This is a genomic window from Geodermatophilus sabuli (assembly GCF_010686765.1).
Lineage (GTDB): Bacteria > Actinomycetota > Actinomycetes > Mycobacteriales > Geodermatophilaceae > Geodermatophilus > Geodermatophilus sabuli_A.
In genome coordinates this window covers 150,936-174,601 of record NZ_JAAGWF010000008.1, presented here as the reverse complement: position 1 = coordinate 174,601, position 23,666 = coordinate 150,936, and the positions used below count along the sequence as shown (strand labels likewise).

Below are 23,666 nucleotides of genomic sequence, written 5' to 3'. Positions count from 1 at the left end.
GCCCGTCGGTCTGCTGGTCTGCGTTCAGGGAGCGCTCGGGTCAGAAGTGCGCACGGCAGCCCCACTGCCCGGGACCAGACCGCGCGTACAGCATCTGCGCCCGCATGAGCTGCTCCTCGGGAGAGGCGTCGATCGGGTTGCCGGAGCCGCCGACCGACCGCCAGGTGGGCAGGGAGAACTGGTAGAGACCGTAGTAACCGGCCGGGTTCACCGCACGCGGGTTGCCGCCGGACTCGCACTTCGCGACGGCCGCCCAGTTCAGCCCGTCGTTGCTGGTGGGGGCTGCGGTGCTGCTCCCACCGCCACCGCCGCTCGCTGCGGGGGCCGGCGCCGGGGCCGGGCGCGCCTTGGTGCCGACGCTGACCAGCTCGTCGACCGGCGCACGGGTGACGGTGGTGCCCAGCTGCTCGCGGGCGGTCTCCACGCCGTCGACGACGGTGACCCGGAAGGTGGTGGCCTGCTCGCCGTCCACACCGGGCTGGGTGACGGTCTCCTGGCCGGTGAACGCGGCCGGGTCGTCGGTCTCGACCGTGCCGTGCGCGATGGCGGCGGTCTCGACGACCTCGCCGACCTGCACGCGGAAGACCTGCAGCTGCATGCGGTCCAGGAGCGCCTGACCCGGCAGGAGGCTGGTGCGGTCGGTCTCGCTGAGCGTGATGCCCTGCTCGGCCAGGAGGTCCTGGGCGGTCGCGGCGGTCGTGGTGACCACGCGCTGCTGCCCGTCGACGACCAGCGTGACGTCCTTGGGGGTGTTGATCGACAGCTGCATGCCGTCCAGGGGCAACCGGTCGCTGCGGCTGGCGGAGACGACCAGGTCCTCGGCGCGGTAACCGAGCTGCTCGAGGGCCTCGTCGACCGACAGGGCGGTCACGTAGACCTCGCTCTGCACGCCGTCGACGGTCAGCTGCAGGGGCCGGGCCCGGTTGACGACGACGGTGTCGCCGTCGGCCACCGAGGCGTCGGTGTCGGGGAGGACGACGTCGTGCGCCTGGGTCTCCAGCCCCTCCTCCGCCAGCACCTCACCGACGGTGCCGGCGTAGGTGGTGACCTCCTGCGCCTGCCCGTCGATGGTCAGCGTCAGGGACTTCTGGGCGACGTGGTAGGCGACGGAGCCGCCGACCAGTCCCAGGAGGACGAGGGCGAACAGGGCGAGCTTCAGCGATCGGGACACGGCACTTCCACGGGGTCACGGAACCCGGGCAGAGGAGTGCGCGCGGGAGCACGCCGGCAGGCGGGCCCCGAGCGCATCCCGGCTCGGACGGCAGTCGACCGGGAGCGCGTGCTCCCGGTCGAGTCCGCCCGGGTCGGTCCCCACCCCGGCTGGTCACGACACGATAACGAACGGAGTGCATCGAGCAACGGTGCGGAGCGAGTGAAACAGAGAGACGACGTGTCGACATGCGGCCACGCCGATACGCTCCGTGACGGACGTGCCGGGTGGGGACGCTGGGACGCGTGCGCAGCGTGAGGTCGATGAGGTGACCAAGGCCACAGTGTGGCCGGGCCCTCAGACGGGCACGGCCGGCGGCCTCAGCGGGTGAGCGCCCGCTCGTCGACCTGCACCGGCCGCAGCCAGGTGACCAGGAAGACCGCGACCGCGAGGCCCGCGGCGAGGCTGGCGAACCCGCCGGCGACGAGCGCCACCGGCAGCAGGTCGAAGCCGTCGGTCACCCGGTCCCCGAGATCGATGCCGGCGGCGAGCAGCAGGGCACCCAGCGGCAGCAGCGCCAGCACGCTGGTCGCCGCGGCGACGAGGTGGGCGCCCCAGGTCCGCAGCGCCTCGTCGACCGGGACGTCGGCCCCCTCGGCCGGCAGTGGCCGGGTCAGGGCCCGCAGCAGGGCGACCTCGGCCAGGACCCAGGTCAGCAGGGGGATGGCGAGGGCCACCCAGCCGACGGAGTCGGGCAGCTCGTCGCGCTGCCACATCCAGACGGCCGCGACGAGCTCGGCGAGGACGACCCCGCGCGTCGCCCACAGCAGCACCGGTGAGATCTGCTCGCTGCGCCGGGGCCGCCGGGCCGGGGTCCCCGTCCGCCAGCGGGGGCGCGGCCGGGTCGCCTCGGCCAGCACCACACCGAGCAGCAGGCCGATCACGAGCGCGGGCGCCCACAGGAAGACCGACGCCTCGCCGAACAGCACGATGCTGGCCACGATGCCGACGACGCCCAGGAGCAGCCCCAGCCGGCGGACGCGCCGGCCGTGCAGCGCCTGACGCCGCACGGTGGCCGCGCCCTCGGGGGTGGGGGTGGCGAAGCCGACCGCGGCCGAGGCCACGGCCCGGCGACCGGCCGCCAGTGCCCAGGCACGGGCGAGCAGCACAGCGGGGACCAGCACGGCGATGAACAGCACGACGGCGATGAGGCGGCCCACGCCCACAGTGTCCACCGGAACCGGCCCGGGCGGGGCCGGGTGGTCACGCGTCGGTAACGGGCCGGCCCCCTGCAGGGTCCCGCGGCGAGCGCCGGCGAGGCGTGGGGGGCAGCGGGGTCCTCCTCCTACCAGGGACCGAACACCCGCTCCGCGGTCGCGGTCAGGGCGGCGCACAGCTCGGGCAGGTCCACGCCGGTGACCTCGGCCAGCGTCCGCACGGTCAGCGGCACCAGCCGTGAGGCGTTGGGGCGGCCCCTGAAGGGCATCGGCGTGAGGAACGGCGAGTCGGTCTCCACCAGCAGCTGGTCGACGGGCGCGAGCGCCGCGGCCTCCCGCAGGTAGCCGGCGTTCCCGAACGTCAGGGTGCCGGCGAAGGAGAGCACGTGGCCCCGCTCGACGCAGGCCCGGGCGAAGGTGGCGTCGCCGGAGAAGCAGTGGAGGACGGTGTGCTCGGGGGCGCCTTCGTCGTCCAGCACGCGGAGGATCTCCTCGTGCGCGTCCCGGTCGTGGATGACCAGCGCGACGCCGCGCTCCTTGGCGATCTGGACGTGCGCCCGGAACGAGGCCTCCTGCGCGGCCCAGCCGTCGGGTCCGGTGCGGAACCGGTCGAGCCCGGTCTCCCCCACCGCCCGCACCCGCGGCAGGGCGGCGAGCCGGTCGATCTCGGCCAGGGCGGCGTCGTCGGCCGCACCGGCGCCGGCCTCGTTGGGGTGGACGGCGACGGCGGCCAGGACGTTCGGGTGCCGGGCGGCCAGCTCCGCGGACCACCGCGACGAGGGCACGTCGACGCCCACCTGCACCAGCCGCGGCACACCGACCGCGACCGCGGCCGCGATCTCGGCGTCCACCGCGGCGTCGTCGGGTCGCCGATCGCTGTCGAGGGCGATGTCGAGGTGCGTGTGGCTGTCGACCGCCGGGGACGGCAGCGGCTCCGGGGAGGGTGGTGGCTCGCCCCGCCGGTTGGCGCGGGCGCTCGCCGACCGGCTCACGCCCCGCCCTCCTCCAGGCGGGCGAGCTCCTCCTCCACGATCGACTCGTCCAGCTTCTTGAAGACGGGGGTGGGGGGTGACAGCGGTGTGCCGGGCGGCAAGGGGCGGGACGCCCAGATCGCCGTCCCCTCGTCGTAGTCGCCGGTGATGACCGGGTACGGGGAGCCGTCGTCGAGGTCGGTCACCTCGTCGATCCGCGGGGCCGGCGACCAGACGCCGGTGCCGCCGAGCAGCTCGTGCACCTTCTGCGCCGAGTGCGGGAGGAACGGGGTGAGCAGGCCGTTGCAGTCGCTGACCGCCTGCAGCGCGGTGTGCAGGACGGTGTCGCGACGGGCCGGGTCCTCCTTGAGCTTCCACGGTGCCTGTTCGGACAGGTACTTGTTGGCCTCGCCGACCACCCGCATCGCCTCGGTGGCGGCGGCCTTCTGCCGGTTGCGGGCCAGCAGGTCGCCGACGGCGGAGAACGCGCCCGACGTGGTCGCCAGCAGCGCGCGGTCGGCGTCGGTCAGCTCACCCGGCGTCGGGACGGCGCCGACGTTCTTCGCGGCCATCGACACGCTGCGGTTGACCAGGTTGCCCCACCCGGCGACCAGCTCGTCGTTGTTCCGGCGGCGGAACTCGGCCCAGGTGAAGTCGGTGTCCTGGGACTCCGGACCCGCGGCGGCGATGAAGTAGCGCAACGCGTCGGCGTCGTAGCGGGCGAGGAAGTCGCGGACGTAGATGACCACCTGGCGCGAGGAGGAGAACTTGCGCCCCTCCATGGTCAGGAACTCGCTGGAGACCACCTCCGTGGGCAGGTTCAGCCGCCCCAGGTCGCCGGGGGTCCCGCCCTTGTCGCCCTCGCCGTTGTACCCGAGCAGCTGGGCGGGCCAGATCTCGGAGTGGAAGACGATGTTGTCCTTGCCCATGAAGTAGTAGGCGTCGGCGTCGGGCGCCTGCCACCACTGCCGCCACGCCTCGGGGTCACCCGAGCGGCGGGCCCACTCGATGGACGCCGACAGGTAGCCCACGACGGCGTCGAACCACACGTAGATGCGCTTGTCGGGGCGGTCGCGCCAGCCCTCCAGCGGGACGGGGACGCCCCAGTCGATGTCGCGGGTGTAGCTGCGCGGCTTGAGGTCGTCGAGCAGGTTGACGCTGAAGTTGAGGACGTTGGGGCGCCAGCTCTTCCGGGTGCCCAGCCAGTCGCCGAGCGCACGGGTGAAGGCCGGCAGGTCGAGGAAGTAGTGCTCCTCCTCGACGAACTTCGGTGTCTCGCCGTTGATCCGGCTCACCGGGTTGATCAGGTCGATCGGGTCCAGCTGGTTGCCGCAGTTGTCGCACTGGTCGCCCCGGGCGCCGTCGTAACCGCAGATCGGGCAGGTGCCCTCGATGTACCGGTCGGGCAGGGTGCGCCCGGTCGACGGGCTGATCGCACCCAGCGTCGTCTTGGGGAAGACGTAGCCGTTCCTCAGCAGGCCCAGGAAGATCTCCTGGCTGATCCGGGCGTGGTTGACCGTCGTCGTCCGGGTGAACAGGTCGTAGCTGAGACCGAGCGACTGCAGGTCACCGACGATGATCCGGTTGTTCCGGTCGGCGATCTCCCGCGGGGTGATGCCCTCGGCGTCGGCGGCGACCGTGATCGGGGTGCCGTGCTCGTCGGTGCCGCTCACCATGAGCACCCGGTCACCGGCCATCCGGTGGTAGCGGCTGAAGACGTCCGACGGGACGCCGAAGCCCGAGACGTGGCCGATGTGCCGGGGGCCGTTGGCGTAGGGCCACGCCACCGCGGTCAGGATGTGCCGATCTGTCACGGTCCGAGACTAGTGAGCGTCGTCCACCGGGCCCGGAGGCCGGTCAGGGCGCGGTGGTGCCCGCCGTCGCCGGGCGGTCGGGCGCCGTGCCGGGAACCGGGGTGGTCAGCGCGACGGTGGTCAGCGCGAGACCGATGACCACCAGGGTGGCGACCCGCACCGCCGGGGAGACCGGTGCCGGCTCGGGCCGTCGGACCGGGCCGCGGCGCGCCTCGGCCAGCCAGGCAGTCGCCGACGGTGCGCCGGCCAGCAGCAGCTTCCCGGCCGGGACGCCCAGCGCCAGCAGCGCGAGCGCCGGGAGCGGCAGGGACGTCGCCGGCGCGCCGATCTGCGTCGTCGCGCTGACCACGAGCAGCGCGCCGACACCGACCAGCTCCGCGCAGGCGACCCCGGCGAGCATCCGCCGGCCGGAACCGTCGACGAGGAGGGCACCCCCGCCGGCGCACAGCACGACCCAGCCGGCGAGCAGCAGCAGCACCGCCGCGACCACGGCACCGGCAGGACGCAGCGGGGACAGCAGCAGGTGGTCCAGCCCGGTGAGGGCGCCGGCGACCAGCGCGACGGACTGGACTCCGGAGACCGCGGCGGCGCCCAGCACCGGAGCCGGCGGGCGGCGCCGGGCGACCGCCGGAGCCGTCGGGCGCCCCCGGGCGACGACCGAGGCCGCACGGGTCGGTGGGACCTCGAGGACGGTGCTCGCCACGCTGCTGCTCTCCCGGGCCGGGGACGGGTGTCACCGGTCGGGTCGGCGTGGGCGGCGGGGCGCTGTACGGCCGCGGGAGGGCTCCTCACCCCTGCGGGGGATCAGGCGCGCGAGACGTCCTTCTCCTCCCCCGCCGGGCGCCGTTCCCCCGTCGCCATGCGGCTGTGACGCCGTCCGTAGCCGAAGTAGACGGCGATCCCGAGGGCCATCCAGACCAGGAAGCGCAGCCAGGTGTCGGCCGGGAGGTTGAGCATCAGCCAGAGGCAGGCCAGGGCGGACACGATCGGCAGGGCGGGGACCAGCGGCACGCGGAAGGAGCGCTCCAGGTCCGGCCGGGTGCGGCGCAGCCGCCACACGCCGATGGACACGAGCAGGAAGGCGAACAGCGTCCCGATGTTGACCAGCTCGGCAAGGGCGGAGAGGGGCACCACGCCGGCCAGGATCGCCACGACCACGCCGGTCGCGAGGGTGATCCGGTACGGCGTCCCGTAGCGGGGGTGCACCTTCGCCAGGGTCGGGGGCAGCAGGTGGTCGCGGCTCATCGCGAACAGCACCCGGGACTGCCCCAGCATCAGGATCATCACGACCGAGGTCAGCCCGGCCAGCGCACCGAGCGAGATGACGCTCGAGAAGAACGTGAGGCCGACGCTGGAGAAGGCACCGGCCAGCGGCGCGGTGGCGCTCAGCTCGGTGTAGTTCTGCATGCCGACCACCACCAGCGACACCGCGACGTAGAGCCCCGTGCAGATCACCAGCGAGCCGATGATGCCGCGCGGCAGGTCCCGCCTCGGGTTCCGGGTCTCCTCCGCGGCCGTGGCCACGATGTCGAACCCGATGAAGGCGAAGAAGACGATCGCGGCTCCGGCCAGCACGCCGCTCCAGCCGAAGTTGCTCTGCGCGAACCCGAGCAGCTGGATCAGCGGGGTGTGCAGCCCGCCCTCGCCCTCGGCGGGCGGCTCGGCCGGCGGGACGAACGGCGAGTAGTTGTCGGCGTTCAGGTAGAAGAGCCCGACGATGATCACGAGTGCGACGACGGCCAGCTTGATCGCCACGATCACGGCGGTGACCCGGGAGGACAGCTTGATGCCCAGGATGAGCACGCCGGTCATCGCCAGCGCGATCAGGATGGCCGGGATGTTGAACACCGCCTCCTCCCCGGCGATCGACGTCGGCAGCGCCAGGCCGATGTCGTCGAGCAGCTGGTTGAGGTAGCCGGACCAGCCGACCGACACGGTCGCCGCGCCCAGCGCCAGCTCGAGCACGAGGTCCCAGCCGATGATCCAGGCGACGAACTCGCCGAACGTGGCGTAGGAGAACGTGTACGCGGACCCCGCGACCGGGACCGTGGAGGCGAACTCGGCGTAGCAGAGCGCGGCCAGCCCGCACACCACACCGGCGATCACGAAGGAGATCGCGACGGCCGGGCCGGCCTGGTCGCGGGCGACCAGCCCCGTGAGCACGAAGATGCCGGTGCCGATGATGACCCCGACACCGAAGACGGTGAGGTCCAGACCCGACAGGTTCTTCTTGAGCCGGTGTTCGGGCTCGTCGGTGTCACGGATGGAGTCCTCGACGGACTTGACCCGACGCGTGTTGGTGGCCACGGCGCCCCTCCCGGCGGGCCGGCCGGTCGCCGGCGCTGATCGACCCGGGCAGCGTCGCACGGGTCCGGGCGCGCCGCATGCCTACGCTGGCAGGTCGGAACCACGGGAGGGGACAGCGGATGACCGACACGGAGATCCCGCGCGCGGCGACGGGCGGGTCGTCGGCCGATCGGCCCGCGCCGCTGCGCCCTCGGCCGGCGGGCCCGCCGCGGACCACGCCGTCCCGCCCGGACGGCGTGGGGCCGGTGGTCGACTGCGGCATCTACGTCGACGGCCACCGGCGGGAGGCGGCCGATCCCCGGGACGCGCTGGCGGAGGCCGTCGCCCAGGGTGGCTTCGTGTGGCTGGGTCTCTACGCGCCCACGGAGGAGGAGCTCGGCACGATCGCCGAGCAGTACGGGTTGCACCCGCTGGCCGTGGAGGACGCCGTCTACGCCCACCAGCGACCCAAGCTGGAGCGCTACGACGACGGCCTGTTCATGGTGTTCACGACCGCCACCTACGTCGAGCACGACCGGCTGACCGCGACCAGCGAGGTCGTCGACACCGGCGAGGTCATGGTCTTCCTCGGCCCGCACTACGCGATCACCGTGCGGCACGGCGAGCACGGCGGGCTGGGCGACCTGCGCCGCAGCCTGGAGCAGCAGCCGGACCTGATGTGCCAGGGGCCGGCGTCGGTGCTCTACGCCGTCGCCGACCTGGTCGTGGACTCCTTCGTCGACGTCGCCGGAGCCGTCGAGGAGGACGTCGACGAGCTGGAGGCGTCGGTCTTCAGCGACCGCCGAACCGACGACATCGGCCGGCTGTACCAGCTCAAGCGGGAGCTGATGTCGCTGCGCCGGGCGGTCTCCCCGCTGGAGGTCCCGCTGCAGAAGCTGGCCGAGCGGCAGATCGACGTCGTCCCGGAGGCGATGCGCTCGTACTTCCGGGACGTCGAGGACCACGCCATCCGCGTCCGCGACCAGGTCGCCGGGCTCGACGAGCTGCTCACCTCGATCCTGCAGGCGTCCCTGGCCCGCACCTCCCAGGCCGACAACGAGGACATGCGCAAGATCTCGGCGTGGGCCGGCATCATCGCCGTCCCGACCGCGATCGCCGGGATCTACGGGATGAACTTCGAGTTCATGCCCGAGCTCCAGTGGCGCTACGGCTACTTCCTGGTGCTGTTGGTGATCCTCGGCTCCTGCGTGCTCCTCTACCGCGGCTTCAAGCGCAACGGCTGGCTCTGACCGGCCCTCCGTCCTGGGCCGATCGCGCCACGAACCACCTCATCGGGACGCCGGTGAGGTGGTTCGTGGCGCAGTCGGCCCGGGCTGTGGACGACGCGAGCGGGCCCGAGCGGTCCTGGGTCAGCGTGTGCCGGTGGCCCGCCCCGCCCGCATCCCCGAGCACCTGTCCGCCGTCCCCTTCCGCGGCTCTCGCGCCGTGCGGTCCGGAGCGCTGAGCCGGCGGCAGCTCGAGGGGACGGCGTGGCGGCGGCTGTTCCACGACGTGTACGTCCACCGGGCCGTCCCCGTGACCCACGAGCTGCGCGCCCGCGCCGCCACCCTGCTGTACCCGGCAGCCGTGGTGACCGGGTGCAGTGCCGCCGTCCTGTGGGGTGTGGACCTGGCCGGCCCGGACGAGCCGGTCGAGGTGACCGCGAGCCCCGGCAGCCACCAGGCCGGCGTCCTCGGAGTCGTGGTCCGGCGGGCGGCCCTGCCCCCGGGCCAGGTCGTCCGGCGGGACGGTGTCCCGGTGACCACGCCCGCGGCCACCGCGGTCCGGGTGGCGGCTGCGCTCCCCGGGGACGCGGGGGTGGTGGCCGTCGACCGGCTCGTCCGCACCGGCGTCGTCGGCCTCGACCCGGTCAGGGAGCTGGCCGCTCGATGGCGCGGGCCCGGGTCGGCGCGGGCCCGCGAGGTCGTCGGACGTGCCGACGGGCTGGCGGAGTCACCGCAGGAGACCCGTGTGCGGCTGATCATCGGGCGCAGCGGCCTGCCGCAGCCCGTCGCGCAGTTCCGGGTGTCCGACCCCGAGGGGTTCGTCGCCCGGGTGGACTTCGCGTGGCCCGACCGGCGGGTGGCGGTGGAGTACGACGGGCTCTGGCACGCCGAACCCGGTCAGTTCGCCCGCGACCGGGAACGGCTCAACCGACTGCAGGCGGCCGGCTGGCGGGTCGTGTTCGTCACCGCCGCCGACCTGCGCGATCCGGGCCGGCTGATCGCCCGCATCGCGGCAGCCCTCGCCTCCTGACGGCCAATCGCGCCACGAACCACCTCTCGCGGGGGCCCGTGCGGTGGTTCAGGGCGCAATCGGCCCGGTCTTGGCGGCGAGGACGGCGTCGTACACGGTGCGCCGGGGCAACCCGGTCCGGACGACGACGGCGCGGATCGCGTCCTTGCGGGTGGCACCGGCGCCCTCCTCGGCGGCGACCGCGGCCGCCAGCTCCCCCGCGTCCAGCGCCACCGGTGCCCCGCTCGCACCGGCGACGACGAGCGTGATCTCACCCCGCACGCCCTCGGCGGCCCACCCCGCGAGCTCCGCCAGCGGGCCCCGCCGGACCTCCTCGTAGGTCTTCGTCAGCTCGCGGCACACCGCCGCCTCGCGGTCGGCGCCGAACGCCTCCGCGGCGTCGCGCAGCGCGTCGGCCAGCCGGTGCGGCGACTCGAAGAACACCATCGTGCGGCGCTCGGCGGCCAGCGCCGCCAACGAGGACCGGCGCTCGCCGCCCTTGCGCGGGAGGAACCCCTCGAAGCAGAACCGGTCCACCGGCAGCCCCGACACCGCCAGCGCCGTCGTCACCGCCGAGGGGCCCGGCACCGACGTGACCGGCACGCCGGCGTCGATGGCGGCGCGCACCAGCGTGTAGCCGGGGTCGGACACCGAGGGCATCCCGGCGTCGGTGAGCAGGAGCACGGTCGCCCCGGAGGTCAGCGCGTCGACCAGGCCCGGCAGCCGGGCCCGCTCCACCGACTCGTGGAAGGTCACCACCCGCCCCGAGAACGTGACGCCGAGGTCGGTGGCCAGGCGGTGCAGGCGGCGGGTGTCCTCCACGGCGAGGACGTCGGCCGACGCCATCACCTCGCGCAGCCGCGGACCGACGTCGCCCGGCTGGCCGAGGGGGGCGCCACCGAGCACGAGCCGACCGACCATGCGGGCGAGCCTGTCACGCCGGTTGCCGCCGGCCTGCCCGCAGGGGCCCGCCGCCGGTTCGCGAGTGCCGGGGGCGGGCGGGTCCGCTCACTACCCTGGCCCCATGGCGGTGCTGGCTCCCGAGCGCGCGCGCCGGGAACCGGGGCAGCACCGCCCGGTCCCGGTCCGACGGTGGCCGCTGCCCCGCCCCCGCCGGGAGGGGACGCCCGCGCTGCCGGATGACCGGCTGCTCTCCTGGGTGCTGACGGCGGTGCTCGGCGCCGTCGCGTTCGCCGTCCGGATCTGGGACGTCGGGTACCCGTCGAACCTGCTCTTCGACGAGGCCTACTACCCGCCCGAGGCCCGCGAGCTGCTGGAGTGGGGACACGAGTACAACCGCGGCTACACGTTCATCGTCCACCCGCCGCTGGGCAAGTGGCTCATCGCGGGCGGCATCCACCTGTTCGGCTACGACTCCTTCGGCTGGCGCTTCCCCTCGGTGGTCGCGGGCACCGTCACCGTCGTCGTCCTCACCCGGCTGACCCGCCGGCTGACCGGGTCGACGCTGCTCGGGCTGATCGGGGGCCTGCTGCTGACCCTCGACGGGTTCGCCTTCACGCTCTCCCGGATCGGCCTGCTCGACGTCTTCCTGCAGGTGTTCGTGGTCTCGGCGATCGCCTGCCTGGTCGTCGACCGCGACCGGGTACGGGCGCGCATCCGCGCGGCCGGGGCGACGGCCGGCTCCCGCCTGGGGCCTCGGGGCTGGCGGCTCTCGGCCGGGGTGCTGTTCGGGTGCGCCTGCGCGGTGAAGTGGAGCGGCGTCTGGTTCCTCGCCGTCTTCGCCGTCCTCTCGCTGTTCTGGGAGCGCGCCGCCTGGCGGGACGCCGGCGTGGCCCGTCCGACCCTCGCGGTCGCGCGGTGGGGCCTGCCCGGGGCGCTGTGGGCGCTGGCCGTCGTGCCGGTGCTGACCTACCTCGCCTCCTTCACCGGGTGGTTCCTCGGCGAGACGTCGCAGGGCCGGCACTGGGCGCAGCAGAACCCCGAGACGGCGTTCCCGTGGATCCCCGGTGCGCTGCGCTCGCTGTGGCACCAGCACGCGGAGTGGCTGACCTTCCACAGCGGCCTGTCCACGCCGCACCCCTGGGAGTCCGGTCCGTGGTCGTGGCTGGTCAACGGCCGGCCCATCCTGCTGTGGAACCCGCAGGGGCTCACCGACGCCGCCGGTGACCAGGTGGTGCGCTACATCCTGATGCTCGGGACGCCGACCCTCTGGTTCGCCTTCGCCCCGGCGCTGGTGTGGCTGGCCTGGCGGCTGGTCGCCCGGCGCGACCCGGCCGCCCTGGTCGTGGCGACGGCGGTGGTCGCCGGCTGGGGGACGTGGTTCCTCAACCCCGAGCGCACGATGTTCGTCTTCTACACGGCCCCGGTGGCGCCGTTCTTCGTCCTCGCGGTGGTGCTCGTCCTGCAGGACGTCCTCGGCCGCCCCGGCGCGGAGCGCTGGCGCCGTCAGGTGGGCCTGGGCGTCGTGGCCCTCGGCGTCGGCGTCGTCGCCGCGACGTTCGTCTACTTCCTCCCGGTCCTCACCGGGCACCCGCTGTCGCACGCGGAGTGGCTGGACCGGATGTGGTTCCCCTCCTGGTTCTGAGCCGGGGGCGTCAGGGCGCGGCCGCGAGCGCCGCCGGGTCGGCGGTCGCCGCGTAGGTCGCGCTCAGCGTCAGGTCGGCGTCGGGCATGACCAGTTCCCGCTCGCGGGGCATGCCGTCGGCCCATCCGGCGAAGGCAGCCCGTCCGTCACTGGCCACGGCGGGGGCGATGACCGACACCCGCGCCCCGACGACCAGCTCCGCGCCGGCCCGCGCGACCCCGTTCACGGTGATCGGACTGGGCACGTCGGTCGTGACCGTGAGCGTGCGCAGTCGCGGCTGTGCGACGAAGGTGGCCTCGCGACGCACGCCTGCGCCGTCCACCGCGCTGGCCGTCACCTCGAGGTGGGTGGCGTCGCCGTGGTCCTCGAACGGCCGCTCGAAGAGCGGTCCGGTCGAGCTCTCCCCCGGGTGCTCGTGGCAGTACCCCCCGCTGCAGTGCACCAGGACCTGGCTCCAGGTGACCTCCAGGTCGCCGTCCTCCGGATCGGTCGCCGTGGCGCTCGCGCGGACCGGGTCACCGACGGCGAACCGCTGCTCGGCCGGGGGGGCGGTCAGCTGGAGGACGGGTGCCTGGTCGGCCGGCACGACGGTGACCTCGGCCGTGGCCTGCGCCCCCGCCGGGTCGGAGACGGTGAGGCGGGCGGTCACCGGGGCGGTGCCGGGCTCCGCGTACTGGTGGGTGACCAGCGTCCCCGCGGCGGTGGCGCCGTCGCCGAGGTCCCACGTGTGGGTCAGCGGGTCGCCGTCCGGGTCGGTGGAGCCGCCGGCGTCGAGGGTGACGGTGCGCGTCGCGGGGTCGGTCGTGACCGCCGCCTCGGCCGTCGGGGGGCGGTTGCCCGGCGCGTAGACCAGCCGCACGAGCCGGTTGCCCGTCAGGTCGCCGTACACCACGTCACCGTTCGGGGCGGCCGTGAACCGGACCGGGGTGCCGGCCTCGGTGGCGAAGCCCCCGGCCTCCGGCTCGCGCACCAGCCCGCCCTGGTCGTCGTAGCGCAGGGTGTACACCCGCTGGGACGTGAAGTCGCCGAAGAAGTACGCGCCCTGGTACTCGGCCGGGTACTGGGTCCCTGTGTAGACGACGCCGCCCGTGACGGCGGTGCCCAGCGACCCGTGCGGATAGGCCCACAGCGGAGCCGTGTTCGGCACCCCGGCGCACCCGGCCAGGTCCGCGTAGCCCGGAGTGGGGCTACCGCCCTCCCAGCAGGGCCAGCCGTAGCCGGCGCCGGGCCGGACGAGGTCGACCTCCTCCCAGCCGTTCCACCCGACGTCGCCGACGACCGGGGTGCCGGTCGTCGGGTCCAGGCCGACCCGGAAGGGGCTGCGGAAGCCGCTGGCGTACACCCGGCTGCGCCACGAGTACGGGTCGCCGGCGTCGTAGAAGGGGTTGGTCGGGAGGCCGGCGCCGTCCGCCGCGACGTGCAGCAGCTTGCCGTGACCCTGGTCGACGTCGAGGGCCCGCAGCGCCAAGGGGTCGACGACGCGGAAGTCGGCGGCGTCGCCGATCGTCACCCACAGGGTCCCGTCGGGAGCGGCGACGAGACCGGTCGTGGCATGGACGTCGGCGTCCGCGCGGAGGTCCCAGAGGACGCGCTCGGCCTCGAGGCGGACCGGTTCGGGCTCCCCCACCACCGTCCAGGCGCTCACTCGCATCGTCCAGGCGCCGTCGACGTCGAGGGTGCGGGCGGTGTAGACGGTCCGCGAGGTGGCGTGGTCGGCGGCGACCGCGAGCCCGGTGAGGCCGAGGTCCTGGACGCTCACCACGGGCAGCTCGGCGAGGGTCGTCGTCCGCCCGTCGGCCGACACCCACGCCACCCGCCCGTTCTTCCCGGTCGTGAACCAGCTGCCGTCCGGGGCGGGGGCGACGTCGGTGAGCAGCTCGGCCTGGCCGGTGGGCAGCTCCTGGACGACGAACCCGGGCGGGAGCACCGGCGCGGCCTGCGCCGGGGCCGGGGACACGGCGCCGAGGCCCACCGCCAGCGCGGCGAGGAGGCAGACGGTCAGCGGGCGGCCCCGGAGACGCCACCGGACCGTACGGAGACCACTGCCCAGCCGTCGCATGGCTGCCCACCGTCACGGGGCGGCAGCGCTCTGGCAAGGGGCGGGACCGGATCGGCCCCCGGAGCGGGGCGTCGGCTGCCAGCTCCAGCGCGCCCGTCGCGCAGCGTCGCCCCCCACGTCGGTCTGCGTGGCTGCCGCCGGCTCCGGCACCCCGCGCCGGCGGACGACGGTGCCCCTACGGTGACTGCACCGGCACGGAGGGGACGACGATGACCAGCGCACAGGACCGACCGCGGGTGCTGACCGAGCTCGACGGCGACGTCTGGCGGATCACCCTCGACCGGCCCGAGGCCGGCAACGCCCTCGACCCGGCGATGGCCGAGCAGCTGACCGCGGCGCTGCACGCCCGTCCCGGACAGACGCGCGCGGTGCTGCTGCTGGGCAACGGTGAGCGCTTCTGCGTGGGCGGGGACGTGCAGGGCTTCGCCGGCGTCGACGACCCGGGCGCCTACGTCGGGCAGCTGGCGCACGACTGGCACGAGGTCGTCCGGCTGCTGCTGTACTGCCCCGTCCCCGTGGTGGCCGGGGTGCAGGGTGCGGTCGCCGGCGCGGGGGTCGGGCTGATGGGCGCCTGCGACGTCGTCGTCTGTGCCCGGTCGACCAAGATCCGGCCGGCCTACGGCGCGATCGGCTTCTCCCCGGACGGGGGCACGTCGTGGGCGCTCACCCGGGCACTCGGTGCGCCGCGGACCCTCGAGCTCATGCTGACCAACGGCGCGCTGACCGCCGCCGAGGCGCACATGTTCGGTCTGGTCGCCCGCCTCGTGGAGGACGAGGAGGTGCACCGGGCGGCCATCGCGCTGGCGCACACCATGGCCGCCGGGCCGGTGCGGGCGATGGTGCGCACCCGCGCGCTGGTCCGGAAGGCGGCCATCCGCACGCTGGACCAGCAGCTGGACGACGAGGCCCGGCTGATCGCCGAGTCCGCGGCCGACCCGGAGGGCCGGGAGGGCGTGCGGGCGTTCGTGGAGCGCCGCCAGCCGGACTTCCGCGGCGCCGTCTGAGGGCCGGCGCCGGACCGCTACCGGGCCGCGAGCGTCGCCTGCAGCGCCTCGGCGAAGCGGTCGACGTCCTCGGTGGTGTTGTAGAAGTGCGGGGAGACCCGGACCTGGCCCTTCTTCTCCACGACGTGCACCCCGCGCCGTCGCAGCTCCTCGACCACCGCGGCCGGGTCGTCGGCGCGGAAGCTGACGATGCCGGCCCGCGCGCCCGGCGTGGTCACGGGGACACCGAGCCCGCGGACCTCGTCGACGACCCGCTGGGCCAGGGAGTCCACCCGCGCGAAGACCCGCGGCCAGCCGACGCCCTCCAGGTACGCCATGGTCGCGTCGAGCACGTAGAGCCCGGGGTAGTTCGGGTCCGAGTACTCGAAGGCCGTGCTCGGCGGGGCGTTACGGTAGGCGCGGAAGGCCGGGGTCAGCAGGGCGCGGGCGCGGTCCCGGAAGACGCCGATGCCGGTGCCGAAGCCCGAGAGCAGCCACTTGAACACCGCGGAGGCGTACACGTCGACGTGCGAGAGGTCGACCGCGACGGCGCCGAGTGCCTGGATGCCGTCGACCACCAGCAGGCAGTCCACCTCTCGGCAGGCGATACCCAGCCGGGTGAGGTCGAGCCGGGTACCGGTCACCGTGTGCACGTGGGACATGGCCAGCACCCGCGTCCGCGGCGTGAGCGCCTCCAGCAGCCGCTGCTCCCGCTGGTCCTCGGTCCCCGGGTCGACGCGCACCACCCGTCCCCCGGCGCCCTCCGCCTGCACCCACGGCTGCACCACCGACGGGAAGTCGTCGGCCGCGACGACGACCTCGTCCCCCGGACGCCAGGTGACACTGGCGGCGGCGATGTTGAGGACCTCGCTGGTGTTCCGGAAGAAGCCCACGTCGCCGACCGGCACGCCGAGCAGCCGCGCGACCCGCTCCCGGGTCCGCACGCCCTGTTGCATCCAGGTCTGCTGCCCGTCGGCGCCGCGGCTCGCCACGTCGTCGTAGTAGGTCCCGGCCGCGGCCGTCTGCCCCCGCCAGGCCAACCCGGCGCCACCCGAGTTCAGGTACGCCCTGCCCTCCAGGTAGGGGAAGTCGGACCGGACCCGCGCCAGCCAGTCCGGCACCGGGTCGCCGGTCAGCGGCCCGAGGGGACGCCGGCGACCGCTTGGACCTCCACCTTGGCGCCGGGCACCACCAGGTCGGCGACCACGACGGTGGCGCTCGCCGTCCGGGTCCCGCCGAAGAAGTCCCGCTTCGCGCCGTCCACGGCCGCCGCGTCGGCGGGGTCGGTGAGGTAGGTGGTCACCGACAGGACGTCCTCGGGACCGGCGCCGGCCGCCGCGAGCACGGTGCCGAGGTTGGCGTACACCTGCCGCGCCTGGGCACCGGCGTCCGCACCGCCGACGACCTCGAGCCGCTCGTCCGTGGGCCCGCAGCCGGACAGGAACAGCAGGTCCCCGAAGCGCACCGCATCGGTGTAGTGCCCGATCGGCGGGTGCAGCGCCTCGGCCCGGATCTCCTGTCGCACGGATGACCTCCCTGGGATCGCCCACCCCGGCGGGGACGAGGTGTCCAGGTTGTGTGACGCGGCGCACGCGGGGACAGCCGTCTTCCGCGAGGTGGGAGCGGAGGTCCCCGACGCGGCGCGGGCCGGGAACGTGTCCGCCGGACCGCCGGCGCAGCGACGAGGAGTGGCGATGGACGAGCAGCTCGCACGGGCCCGGGCCGACTTCCCCTACCGGGACGGGCGGGTGTACCTGCAGTCCGCCGGCGTCGGGCTTCCCGTGCCGGGTGCCGTGGCCGCCGCGGGGCAGTACTACGTCGACGTGGCCGGGCTCGGGGTGGACGCGCAGCAGCTGTGGCACCGGCCCGCCACGCGCGCCAGGGAGCGGATGGCCCGGCTGCTCGAGGTCCCCGTCGGGGACGTCGGCTTCTTCCGCAACACCAGCGAGGTCCTGAACCTCGCCGCGCACAGCGTGGCGTGGCACGCGGGAGACGAGGTCGTCGTCGCGGCCGACGACTACCCGGGCGTCGTGCTGCCCTGGGGCCCGGCCGAGGCCGGTGGCGGCCGGGTCGTCCGGGTGGACCCGGGCCAGCCGCACCAGCGGGAGCAGCGCCTGCTGGAGGCGCTCAGCCCGCGGACCCGGGTGCTGGCCGTGTCGCACGTGCACCCCTGGACCGGGACGAAGCTGGACCTCACCCGCCTGGGACGGGCCTGCCGCGAGGTGGACTGCCTGCTGGTGGTCGACGGCATCCAGGCACTCGGCGCCACGCCGGTCGACCTGTCATGGGTGGACGTCTACGGAGCCGGCGTCTTCAAGTGGCTGCTGTCCGGGTTCGGGACCAGCGTCGGCGTCTTCCGCGAGCGGGCTCGCGAGCTGCTCACGCCGGCCTACCGCAGCTACGCCAACCCGCCGCCGAGCACGTCGTTCGAGTACTCCGCCGCCAACCTCCCCGGGCTGTACGTCCTGGACGCGTCGACGGCCTACCTCGAGGAGCTGGGCTGGGCGCGGGTCTTCGCGCAGGTCGACTCGCTCGCCGGGGAGGTCGCGGACGCGTTGAGCCGGCTGGGGATCGCGCCGGTCACACCGGCGGCGCGGGCGGGGATCGTCACCTTCGACGTCGAGGACTCGACCGCGTTCGTCGCGGCGCTCACCGCCCGGGGCGTCGACGTCTCGGACAAGGTCGGCCAGGTCATCGTCTCCCCGCACTTCTACAACACGGCCGAGGACGTCGACCGCTTCGCCGCGGCCGTGGGCGAGGTCCTCGGCTGAGCGCAGCGCCCTCGCCGCCGGCGGTGCGGCCCGAGCACGGGAGCTCATCGGGGGCCGCCGTCCCCCCGAGGCCGGTTGCGCTTCCGGTGCCCGGCCCGCATCGGGACCGCGCTCCCCGGGTAGGTGCCCGGTTCGACAGCGACCCGAGACACCTGGGGGACCACGTGGCACTGCCTGAACGAGACGCAGCCAGGGACTGGGTGGACATGACCGTCGTCGACCGCGACGGCACCGAGATCGGCGCCTGCGCCGCCGTGTTCGCCGACGAGGCGACCGGGCGCCCGGAGTGGGTGCGTGTCCAGCACCCCGACCGGACCGTCATCATCCCGCTGCTCGACGCGGTGGAGATCGAGGGTCGCGTCCGCGTGGTGGTGAGTCGTGCCGACGTCCTGACCGCGCCATCGGCGAGCGGCGACCGGCTGACCGAGACGGAGGAGGTCGCGCTCTACGAGCACTACGGCATCACCGCCTCGCGGGCGGCCTCCGACAGCCTGCTGCCCGCGGCCGAGGCCACCGGCGACGCGCCCGCCACCGGGGTGGCCCCGCCGGCCACCGACGTGCCGGCTCCGGCCTCCGGTACGGGGGGCGCGACAGGGACCGGACCGGGCGTCGGGACGGACGAGGGCCGGGCCGACCAGACCCCGTCGGCGGGGCGCAGCCGTGGGCCGGTCGTCGTGGCAGCCGCCGGCGCGGCACTCGGTGCGGTCGCCATCGCGGCGGTGCGAGCACGCGGCGCCCGGCCGGTGCTGCGTCCCCCGACGGCTCCCGAGCGGGCGCGCGCCGCCTCGGCCGCGGCGAGGGCCCGGGCGGCACACGTCGCCGCGTCGGCCCTCCCCCTGTTCGCGGCCGCCTCGGACGCGGCCCGATCCGGCGCGGCACAGGTCGCCGCGTCGGCCGGTCCGCTGCTCGCCGGCGCCTCGGACGCGACGCGGTCGGGCGCGGCACAGGTCGCCGCGTCGGCCGGGCCCCTCCTCGCCGACGCGTCCGACGCGGTGCGGCTGGGAGCCCGGTCCGCGGGCGCCTCGGCCCTCCGTGCCGCTGTCGCGGCCGGTGGGCTGGCGACGACCGCCGTCTCCCGCGCGGGCGCGGGGTTGACCGCGGCCGGTCTGGGCGGACTGCGGCTCGGCGGTGCGGTGGTGTCGGTCCCCGAGGCCGTGGTGGAGGGCGGCCACCGGGTGCAGAAGGGCTGGCGGAAGACCAAGCGCACGTCCGCCCTGACCCTCGGCCTGGGCACCGGCTACGTGCTCGGCGCGCGAGCCGGCCAGGAGCGCTTCCAGCAGCTCAAGGAGACGGCGGACACCGTCACCCACCGGCCCGAGGTCCAGCGGGTCCTGGCCCGGGTCGGAGCCGCTCGCGGGGCGCAGGGCACCGACACCGAGCCCGCACCGGCCGCCGGCGGGACCGGCGGGACACCGGCGCCGTCGACGGCCGCGACTCCGGTGGTCCCGGCGACGGACGCCGGGATCCCCCCGGGCGCCGTCGACCTGCCGCCGGGCAGCTCGCCCCTCGGGACGGACGACGACCTCGGCCCCGCCCTCCCCTAGACCGGGAGGACCGGCGGGTGCCGGGAACGGCAGCGGGGCGTCTCCCTGGTGGGAGACGCCCCGCTGTCGGTGGTGGAGCTGAGGGGATTTGAACCCCTGACCCCCTCGATGCGAACGAGGTGCGCTACCGGTCTGCGCCACAGCCCCCTACGGACGGAGAGCTTACCGTCCGCGCGCTCCGGCGCCGCCGCGGGGTGGCTCTCCTGCCGCCCGCGAGCCCGCGAGCGGCAGAAGGGCCCTCTCAGCCGTTGGCGACCTTGCGCGGCTGGTAGACGTCGATGTCGGCGAAGCCGATGTCGTCGTCGTCCAGGCCCACCACGGCACTGTTCTGCCAGCCGGCCGGCGCGGCGGCGCGGGCGGCCACGACCCGGCCCGGGCGCAGCGGGTGCACCGGGGCGAGCGGCAGGCTCGGGTGCGGCAGGCCGACGGTGTGGTGGACCTCCTCGACCGGCGCGACGGTCTCCGAGCGGGGTGCGGGCACCGGACGAGGCGCGGGCTGACGGACCGTGCGGGCGGCGGCGCGGGCGGCCCGGCGGGCGGCCAGCCGCTCCCGGCGCGCGGCGGCCCGCAGCACCATCAGGTAGCCGACGACCGCGAGGTCGAGCACGCCCTGGGCGATCCACAGCCAGGGGCTGTAGAACAGCGCGCCGACCAGGACCAGGAGGGTCAGCGCCACCAGCCCGGCCAGGGTGCGCCGGCGCACGGCGTGCACGTCCACCCGCAGCTCGCCCGAGGTCAGGAGGGCGGCGCGGTCGATCGACACCCGCTCGGTCTGCGCGTGGACCGCGGGGTCCACGGCCCGACGCCGCTGCAACGTCCGGCCGGAGTCGGCCACACCGGCCCGGGCCGCGTGGGAGTCCCCGCGGGTCACCACCATGGGCACCAGCACGACGAACCACAGCACGACCAGAGCGGCCAAGAGCACGCCCGAACCCATCCAGAACACCACCCGTCACATGAGTCACTCGCTCGGCGAAGTTAAGCGCTGGACCACCCCGGACGAGGGAGGCGCGCGGGCGTGTCACTGATGTGTTGTGGGACGGGTGTGACGGCGCGGGCGGCGTGTCGACAAAGAGGCACCCGGCGACCGGTGGTCAGCGTGGTATGCGGGCACGCCAGAGATCGAGGACCCCGTTGGGGTGGTCCTCGGCGAGCAGGGCGTAGGACCGGTGGTCCCGCCAGTCACCATCGATGTCCAGATACCGGCGGAGCAAACCCTCGTAGCGGAAACCGAGCCGGTCCACCAGCCGCTGGCTGGGCCCGTTCTCCGGCCGGATGTCGGCCTGCAGCCGGTGCAACCGCGCGGCCCCGAACACGTGGTCGCACACCAGGGCCACCGCCAGGGAGGCCATCCCCCGCCCGGCCACCGACCGGTCGATCCAGTAGCCCAGGTTGCCCGAGCGCAGTGCGCCGCGGACGACGTTGTCGACCGTCACCTGCCCGACCAGCCGGCCCTCCACACGGACGACGAAGGGCAGCGTGGTGCCCAGCGACGCGCGACGCAGCACCGACCGGCGCATCGCGCGGTAGGCCTGGGGCGTGTGCCGGGCCGCCCACGGCGATCCGGCGGTCGGCTCCCACGGGGCCAGCCAGCTCTCGTTGGCCCGCCGCACCCGGCTCCACTCGTCGGCGTCCCCCCGGCGGGGCGGATGGAGCTCCACCGGGCCCCACGACAACCGCGCGGGCCAGCCGGGGTGCAGCGCGGGATCGACCACGGGGACCGGTCAGCCGCCCAGCAGCAGGGGCATGACGGTGACCAGCCCCCCTGAGGCGATCTCGGTGACGTCCTCGTCGATGACGATCAGGCAGTTCGCGCGGGCCATGCGGGCCAGCATGGCCTCGTCGCCGCCGCCGAGGGGTTCGACGACGTAGCCGCCGTCGGGGTGGCGCATGACCTGCCCGTGCAGGTACTGCCGGTAGCCCAGCGGTGAGAGCAGCGGTTCGGCGGCGATCGCCTGCACGGTGCGGCGGAACAGCTGGCGCTTGCCCAGCATGAGCCGGATCGCGGGGCGCACGAAGACCTCGAAGGCCACCAGCGCGGCCACCGGCTCCCCCGGCACGCAGATCACCGGGACGGCGTCACGACCGAGCCGGCCGAACGCCTGCACCGGACCCGGGTGCATCGTCACCTGCGAGAAGCGCATCTCCCCGAGGCCGGCGAGCACCTCCTGGACCATGTCGCCCTCGCTGGCGAAGGTGCCCGCGATGAGCACCAGGTCGCTGCGCAGCAGCTGGCTCTCCAGCACCTCGCCGAGCCGGCGCCGCTCGGAGGGCACGATGCCCGAGCGGTAGGCCTCCGCGCCGGCGTCGCGAGCGGCCGCGGCGAGCGCGTAACTGTTGACGTCGACGACCTGGCCCGGGCCGGGCGGGGTGCTGATGTCGACCAGCTCGGTGCCGGCGGAGAGGACGGCGACCCGCGGGCGGGGCCGAACCTGCACCCGGTCGCGCCCGACCGCCGACAGCAGGCTGATCTGCGCCGGCCCGATCGGCGTGCCGACCTGGACGGCGGTGGTCCCCGGCGCCACGTCGTCCCCCGTGTGGCGCAGGTAGCTGCCGGGCTGCGGCCCCGCGTGCACCGCGACGGTGACCACGCCCCGGTCGGTCCAGACCCCCGGGACGACGACGTCGGCGCCGATCGGCAGCATCGCGCCGGCGGCCACCTTCACCGCCAGCCCGGGCCCGATGGACATCGGGCCGCTGGGGCCGGCCACGGTCTCACCGATCACGGACAGCAGCGCCGGCTCCTCGAGGGTGGCCCCCTCGACGTCCATGGCGCGGGCGGCGTACCCGTCCAGCGCCGCCTGGTCGAACGCCGGCAGCGCGCGCTGGCTGACCACCTCCTCGGCGCAGAGCAGCCCCTGCGCGTCGAGGACGGCCAGCTCGATCGGGTCGGGCTGCGGCACCGCGGTGAGGATCTCGTCCAGGTGCTGCTCGACGCTGCGGAGCTCCGCCGGCTCCTCGGCCGCGGGCGGCGGGGGCACCTGGTCGCGGTCGATCGCGGTCGTCTCGTGCGGCGGGAGGGGCGCCGGCGCGTCCCGGACGACGGTGCCCTGGCGCAGGTCCAGCGCCGTGGTGTCCCGCTGCCGCGGGAGCGCCCCGCCCGTGCCGTCCTCGGTCATCTCCACCACGGAGGTCGATGGTGCCCTCGCGGGCCGCCACTCAGGCCTCCGACGCGCCCGTCTGGGGCAGGTCGGCCACGAACTCGGTCAGCCAGGCGCGCAGCGGCGGCCCCAGGTCGTCGCGCTCGCTGGCCAGCTGGATGACGGCCTTGAGGTAGTCCAGCCGGTCGCCGGTGTCGTAGCGGCGGCCGCGGAAGACCACCCCGTGCACCGGCTGCCCGCGCTCCACGAGCGTGGCGAGGGCGTCGGTCAGCTGGATCTCCCCGCCCCGGCCCGGCGCGGTCTGGCGGAGCACGTCGAAGACCTCCGGCGCGAGGACGTAGCGGCCGATGATCGCCAGGCTGGAGGGCGCCTCGTCGACCGGCGGCTTCTCGACCAGGCCGGTGATGGTGACCACGTCGCCGTCGGCACCGGGCTCGACGGCGACCGCGCCGTACTTGTCGATGTTCTCCCGGCCGACGTCGAGCAGCGCGACCACCGAGCCGCCGTGCTGGTCCTGCACCGCGAGCATCTGCTCGAGGAGGTGGTCGCGGGCGTCGATGAGGTCGTCGCCGAGCAGCACGGCGAAGGGCTCCTGGCCCACGAATGCCGCCGCCTGGAGCACGGCATGGCCCAGGCCCCGGGCCTCGCCCTGCCGGACGAAGTGCACCTGCGCCACCTCGGTGGCGGCGTGCACGGACGCCAGCCGCTGCGCGTCCCCCTTCTTCTCCAGCGCCGTCTCGAGCTCGGGGGTCCGGTCGAAGAAGTCCTCGATGGCCGCCTTGTTGCGGCCGGTGACCATGAGCACCTCGTCCAGCCCGGCGCGGGCGGCCTCCTCGACGATGTACTGCAGGGCCGGCCGGTCGACCACCGGCAGCAGCTCCTTGGGCACCGCCTTGGTGGCCGGCAGGAACCGGGTGCCCATCCCGGCGACGGGGATGACGGCCTTCCGGGTCGGGCGGGAGCTCGAGGTCGGCATGGGCGGCAGCCTAA

General features: G+C 74.9%; 20 protein-coding genes and 1 tRNA gene. 6 read left to right on the top strand and 15 right to left on the bottom strand.

The window, feature by feature from the left end; genetic code table 11:
* Nucleotides 1-40: 40 nt before the first annotated feature.
* The 6 genes from GCU56_RS07700 to GCU56_RS07675 all read right to left on the bottom strand — a co-directional run bounded on the left by GCU56_RS07700 (nucleotide 41) and on the right by GCU56_RS07675 (nucleotide 7,459).
* Complete coding sequence (locus tag GCU56_RS07700) at nucleotides 41-1,171, bottom strand: ubiquitin-like domain-containing protein (RefSeq protein WP_163480934.1); 1,131 nt, start codon at nucleotides 1,169-1,171, stop codon at nucleotides 41-43.
* Between the two features lie 359 nt (nucleotides 1,172-1,530).
* Nucleotides 1,531-2,370 carry a hypothetical protein gene (locus tag GCU56_RS07695; RefSeq protein ID WP_163480933.1) on the bottom strand — a complete coding sequence of 280 codons (840 nt, stop codon included), beginning with the start codon at nucleotides 2,368-2,370 and terminating at the stop codon, nucleotides 1,531-1,533.
* A 125-nt stretch (nucleotides 2,371-2,495) separates the two neighbouring features.
* Nucleotides 2,496-3,359, bottom strand: a complete 864-nt coding sequence (locus GCU56_RS07690; protein ID WP_163480932.1) for a TatD family hydrolase — start codon at nucleotides 3,357-3,359, stop codon at nucleotides 2,496-2,498.
* A complete protein-coding gene (metG, locus tag GCU56_RS07685; RefSeq protein WP_163480931.1) occupies nucleotides 3,356-5,152 on the bottom strand; it encodes a methionine--tRNA ligase in 1,797 nt (598 codons plus the stop codon). The genes GCU56_RS07690 and metG overlap by 4 nt, the downstream gene beginning before the upstream one ends.
* Nucleotides 5,153-5,195: 43 nt before the next feature.
* Nucleotides 5,196-5,855, bottom strand: coding sequence for a hypothetical protein (locus GCU56_RS07680; RefSeq protein ID WP_163480930.1), 660 nt, complete (start codon nucleotides 5,853-5,855; stop codon nucleotides 5,196-5,198).
* Between the two features lie 101 nt (nucleotides 5,856-5,956).
* On the bottom strand, nucleotides 5,957-7,459 hold the full coding sequence (locus tag GCU56_RS07675; protein WP_163480929.1) for an amino acid permease: 1,503 nt from the start codon (nucleotides 7,457-7,459) through the stop codon (nucleotides 5,957-5,959).
* A gap of 119 nt (nucleotides 7,460-7,578) precedes the next feature.
* On the opposite strand from GCU56_RS07675, the gene corA reads away from it, so the two are divergent.
* Nucleotides 7,579-8,688, top strand: a complete 1,110-nt coding sequence (corA, locus tag GCU56_RS07670) for a magnesium/cobalt transporter CorA (RefSeq protein WP_163480928.1) — start codon at nucleotides 7,579-7,581, stop codon at nucleotides 8,686-8,688.
* A gap of 133 nt (nucleotides 8,689-8,821) precedes the next feature.
* The gene (locus GCU56_RS24500; RefSeq protein WP_163480927.1) at nucleotides 8,822-9,694 is read left to right on the top strand and encodes a DUF559 domain-containing protein; all 873 of its coding nucleotides are present in this window, start codon (nucleotides 8,822-8,824) and stop codon (nucleotides 9,692-9,694) included.
* Between the two features lie 48 nt (nucleotides 9,695-9,742).
* On the opposite strand, the gene rsmI is transcribed toward GCU56_RS24500, so the two are convergent.
* Nucleotides 9,743-10,594, bottom strand: coding sequence for a 16S rRNA (cytidine(1402)-2'-O)-methyltransferase (rsmI, locus tag GCU56_RS07660; RefSeq protein WP_163480926.1), 852 nt, complete (start codon nucleotides 10,592-10,594; stop codon nucleotides 9,743-9,745).
* Between the two features lie 103 nt (nucleotides 10,595-10,697).
* On the opposite strand from rsmI, the gene GCU56_RS07655 reads away from it, so the two are divergent.
* The gene (locus GCU56_RS07655; RefSeq protein WP_163480925.1) at nucleotides 10,698-12,218 is read left to right on the top strand and encodes a dolichyl-phosphate-mannose--protein mannosyltransferase; all 1,521 of its coding nucleotides are present in this window, start codon (nucleotides 10,698-10,700) and stop codon (nucleotides 12,216-12,218) included.
* 10 nt (nucleotides 12,219-12,228) lie between these two features.
* Here GCU56_RS07655 and GCU56_RS07650 read toward each other — a convergent pair whose 3' ends face one another.
* Nucleotides 12,229-14,277 carry a PQQ-dependent sugar dehydrogenase gene (locus tag GCU56_RS07650; RefSeq protein ID WP_163480924.1) on the bottom strand — a complete coding sequence of 683 codons (2,049 nt, stop codon included), beginning with the start codon at nucleotides 14,275-14,277 and terminating at the stop codon, nucleotides 12,229-12,231.
* Nucleotides 14,278-14,486: 209 nt separating this feature from the next.
* Here GCU56_RS07650 and GCU56_RS07645 point away from each other — a divergent pair, with 209 nt between their 5' ends.
* Nucleotides 14,487-15,281, top strand: coding sequence for an enoyl-CoA hydratase/isomerase family protein (locus GCU56_RS07645; protein WP_163480923.1), 795 nt, complete (start codon nucleotides 14,487-14,489; stop codon nucleotides 15,279-15,281).
* 17 nt (nucleotides 15,282-15,298) lie between these two features.
* Here the strand turns inward: GCU56_RS07645 and GCU56_RS07640 are convergent, their stop codons facing one another.
* Together GCU56_RS07640 and GCU56_RS07635 are read right to left on the bottom strand one after the other, a co-directional pair.
* On the bottom strand, nucleotides 15,299-16,381 hold the full coding sequence (locus GCU56_RS07640; RefSeq protein ID WP_163480922.1) for an aminotransferase class V-fold PLP-dependent enzyme: 1,083 nt from the start codon (nucleotides 16,379-16,381) through the stop codon (nucleotides 15,299-15,301).
* Nucleotides 16,382-16,392: 11 nt separating this feature from the next.
* Nucleotides 16,393-16,785 carry a Rid family hydrolase gene (locus GCU56_RS07635; protein ID WP_163480921.1) on the bottom strand — a complete coding sequence of 131 codons (393 nt, stop codon included), beginning with the start codon at nucleotides 16,783-16,785 and terminating at the stop codon, nucleotides 16,393-16,395.
* A 169-nt stretch (nucleotides 16,786-16,954) separates the two neighbouring features.
* Here GCU56_RS07635 and GCU56_RS07630 point away from each other — a divergent pair, with 169 nt between their 5' ends.
* Both GCU56_RS07630 and GCU56_RS07625 read left to right on the top strand, forming a co-directional pair.
* Nucleotides 16,955-18,031: an aminotransferase class V-fold PLP-dependent enzyme gene (locus tag GCU56_RS07630; RefSeq protein WP_163480920.1), complete on the top strand. Its 1,077-nt coding sequence runs from the start codon at nucleotides 16,955-16,957 to the stop codon at nucleotides 18,029-18,031.
* 23 nt (nucleotides 18,032-18,054) lie between these two features.
* Entirely contained in the window at nucleotides 18,055-19,575 is a 1,521-nt protein-coding gene (locus GCU56_RS07625; protein WP_345771710.1) for a PRC-barrel domain-containing protein, read from the top strand.
* Nucleotides 19,576-19,645: 70 nt separating this feature from the next.
* Here the strand turns inward: GCU56_RS07625 and GCU56_RS07620 are convergent.
* From GCU56_RS07620 to galU, 5 genes are all read right to left on the bottom strand, one after another.
* Nucleotides 19,646-19,722: transfer RNA gene (locus tag GCU56_RS07620), tRNA-Ala, on the bottom strand.
* Between the two features lie 94 nt (nucleotides 19,723-19,816).
* Nucleotides 19,817-20,500 (bottom strand): divisome protein SepX/GlpR, encoded by a 684-nt coding sequence (gene sepX / locus GCU56_RS07615; protein WP_345771709.1) that lies wholly within the window; start codon nucleotides 20,498-20,500, stop codon nucleotides 19,817-19,819.
* A 169-nt stretch (nucleotides 20,501-20,669) separates the two neighbouring features.
* The gene (locus GCU56_RS07610; RefSeq protein WP_163480917.1) at nucleotides 20,670-21,290 is read right to left on the bottom strand and encodes a GNAT family N-acetyltransferase; all 621 of its coding nucleotides are present in this window, start codon (nucleotides 21,288-21,290) and stop codon (nucleotides 20,670-20,672) included.
* 9 nt (nucleotides 21,291-21,299) lie between these two features.
* A complete protein-coding gene (gene glp / locus GCU56_RS07605) occupies nucleotides 21,300-22,694 on the bottom strand; it encodes a molybdotransferase-like divisome protein Glp (RefSeq protein ID WP_163481211.1) in 1,395 nt (464 codons plus the stop codon).
* Between the two features lie 40 nt (nucleotides 22,695-22,734).
* Nucleotides 22,735-23,652, bottom strand: a complete 918-nt coding sequence (gene galU, locus GCU56_RS07600) for a UTP--glucose-1-phosphate uridylyltransferase GalU (protein WP_163480916.1) — start codon at nucleotides 23,650-23,652, stop codon at nucleotides 22,735-22,737.
* Nucleotides 23,653-23,666: the final 14 nt, after the last annotated feature.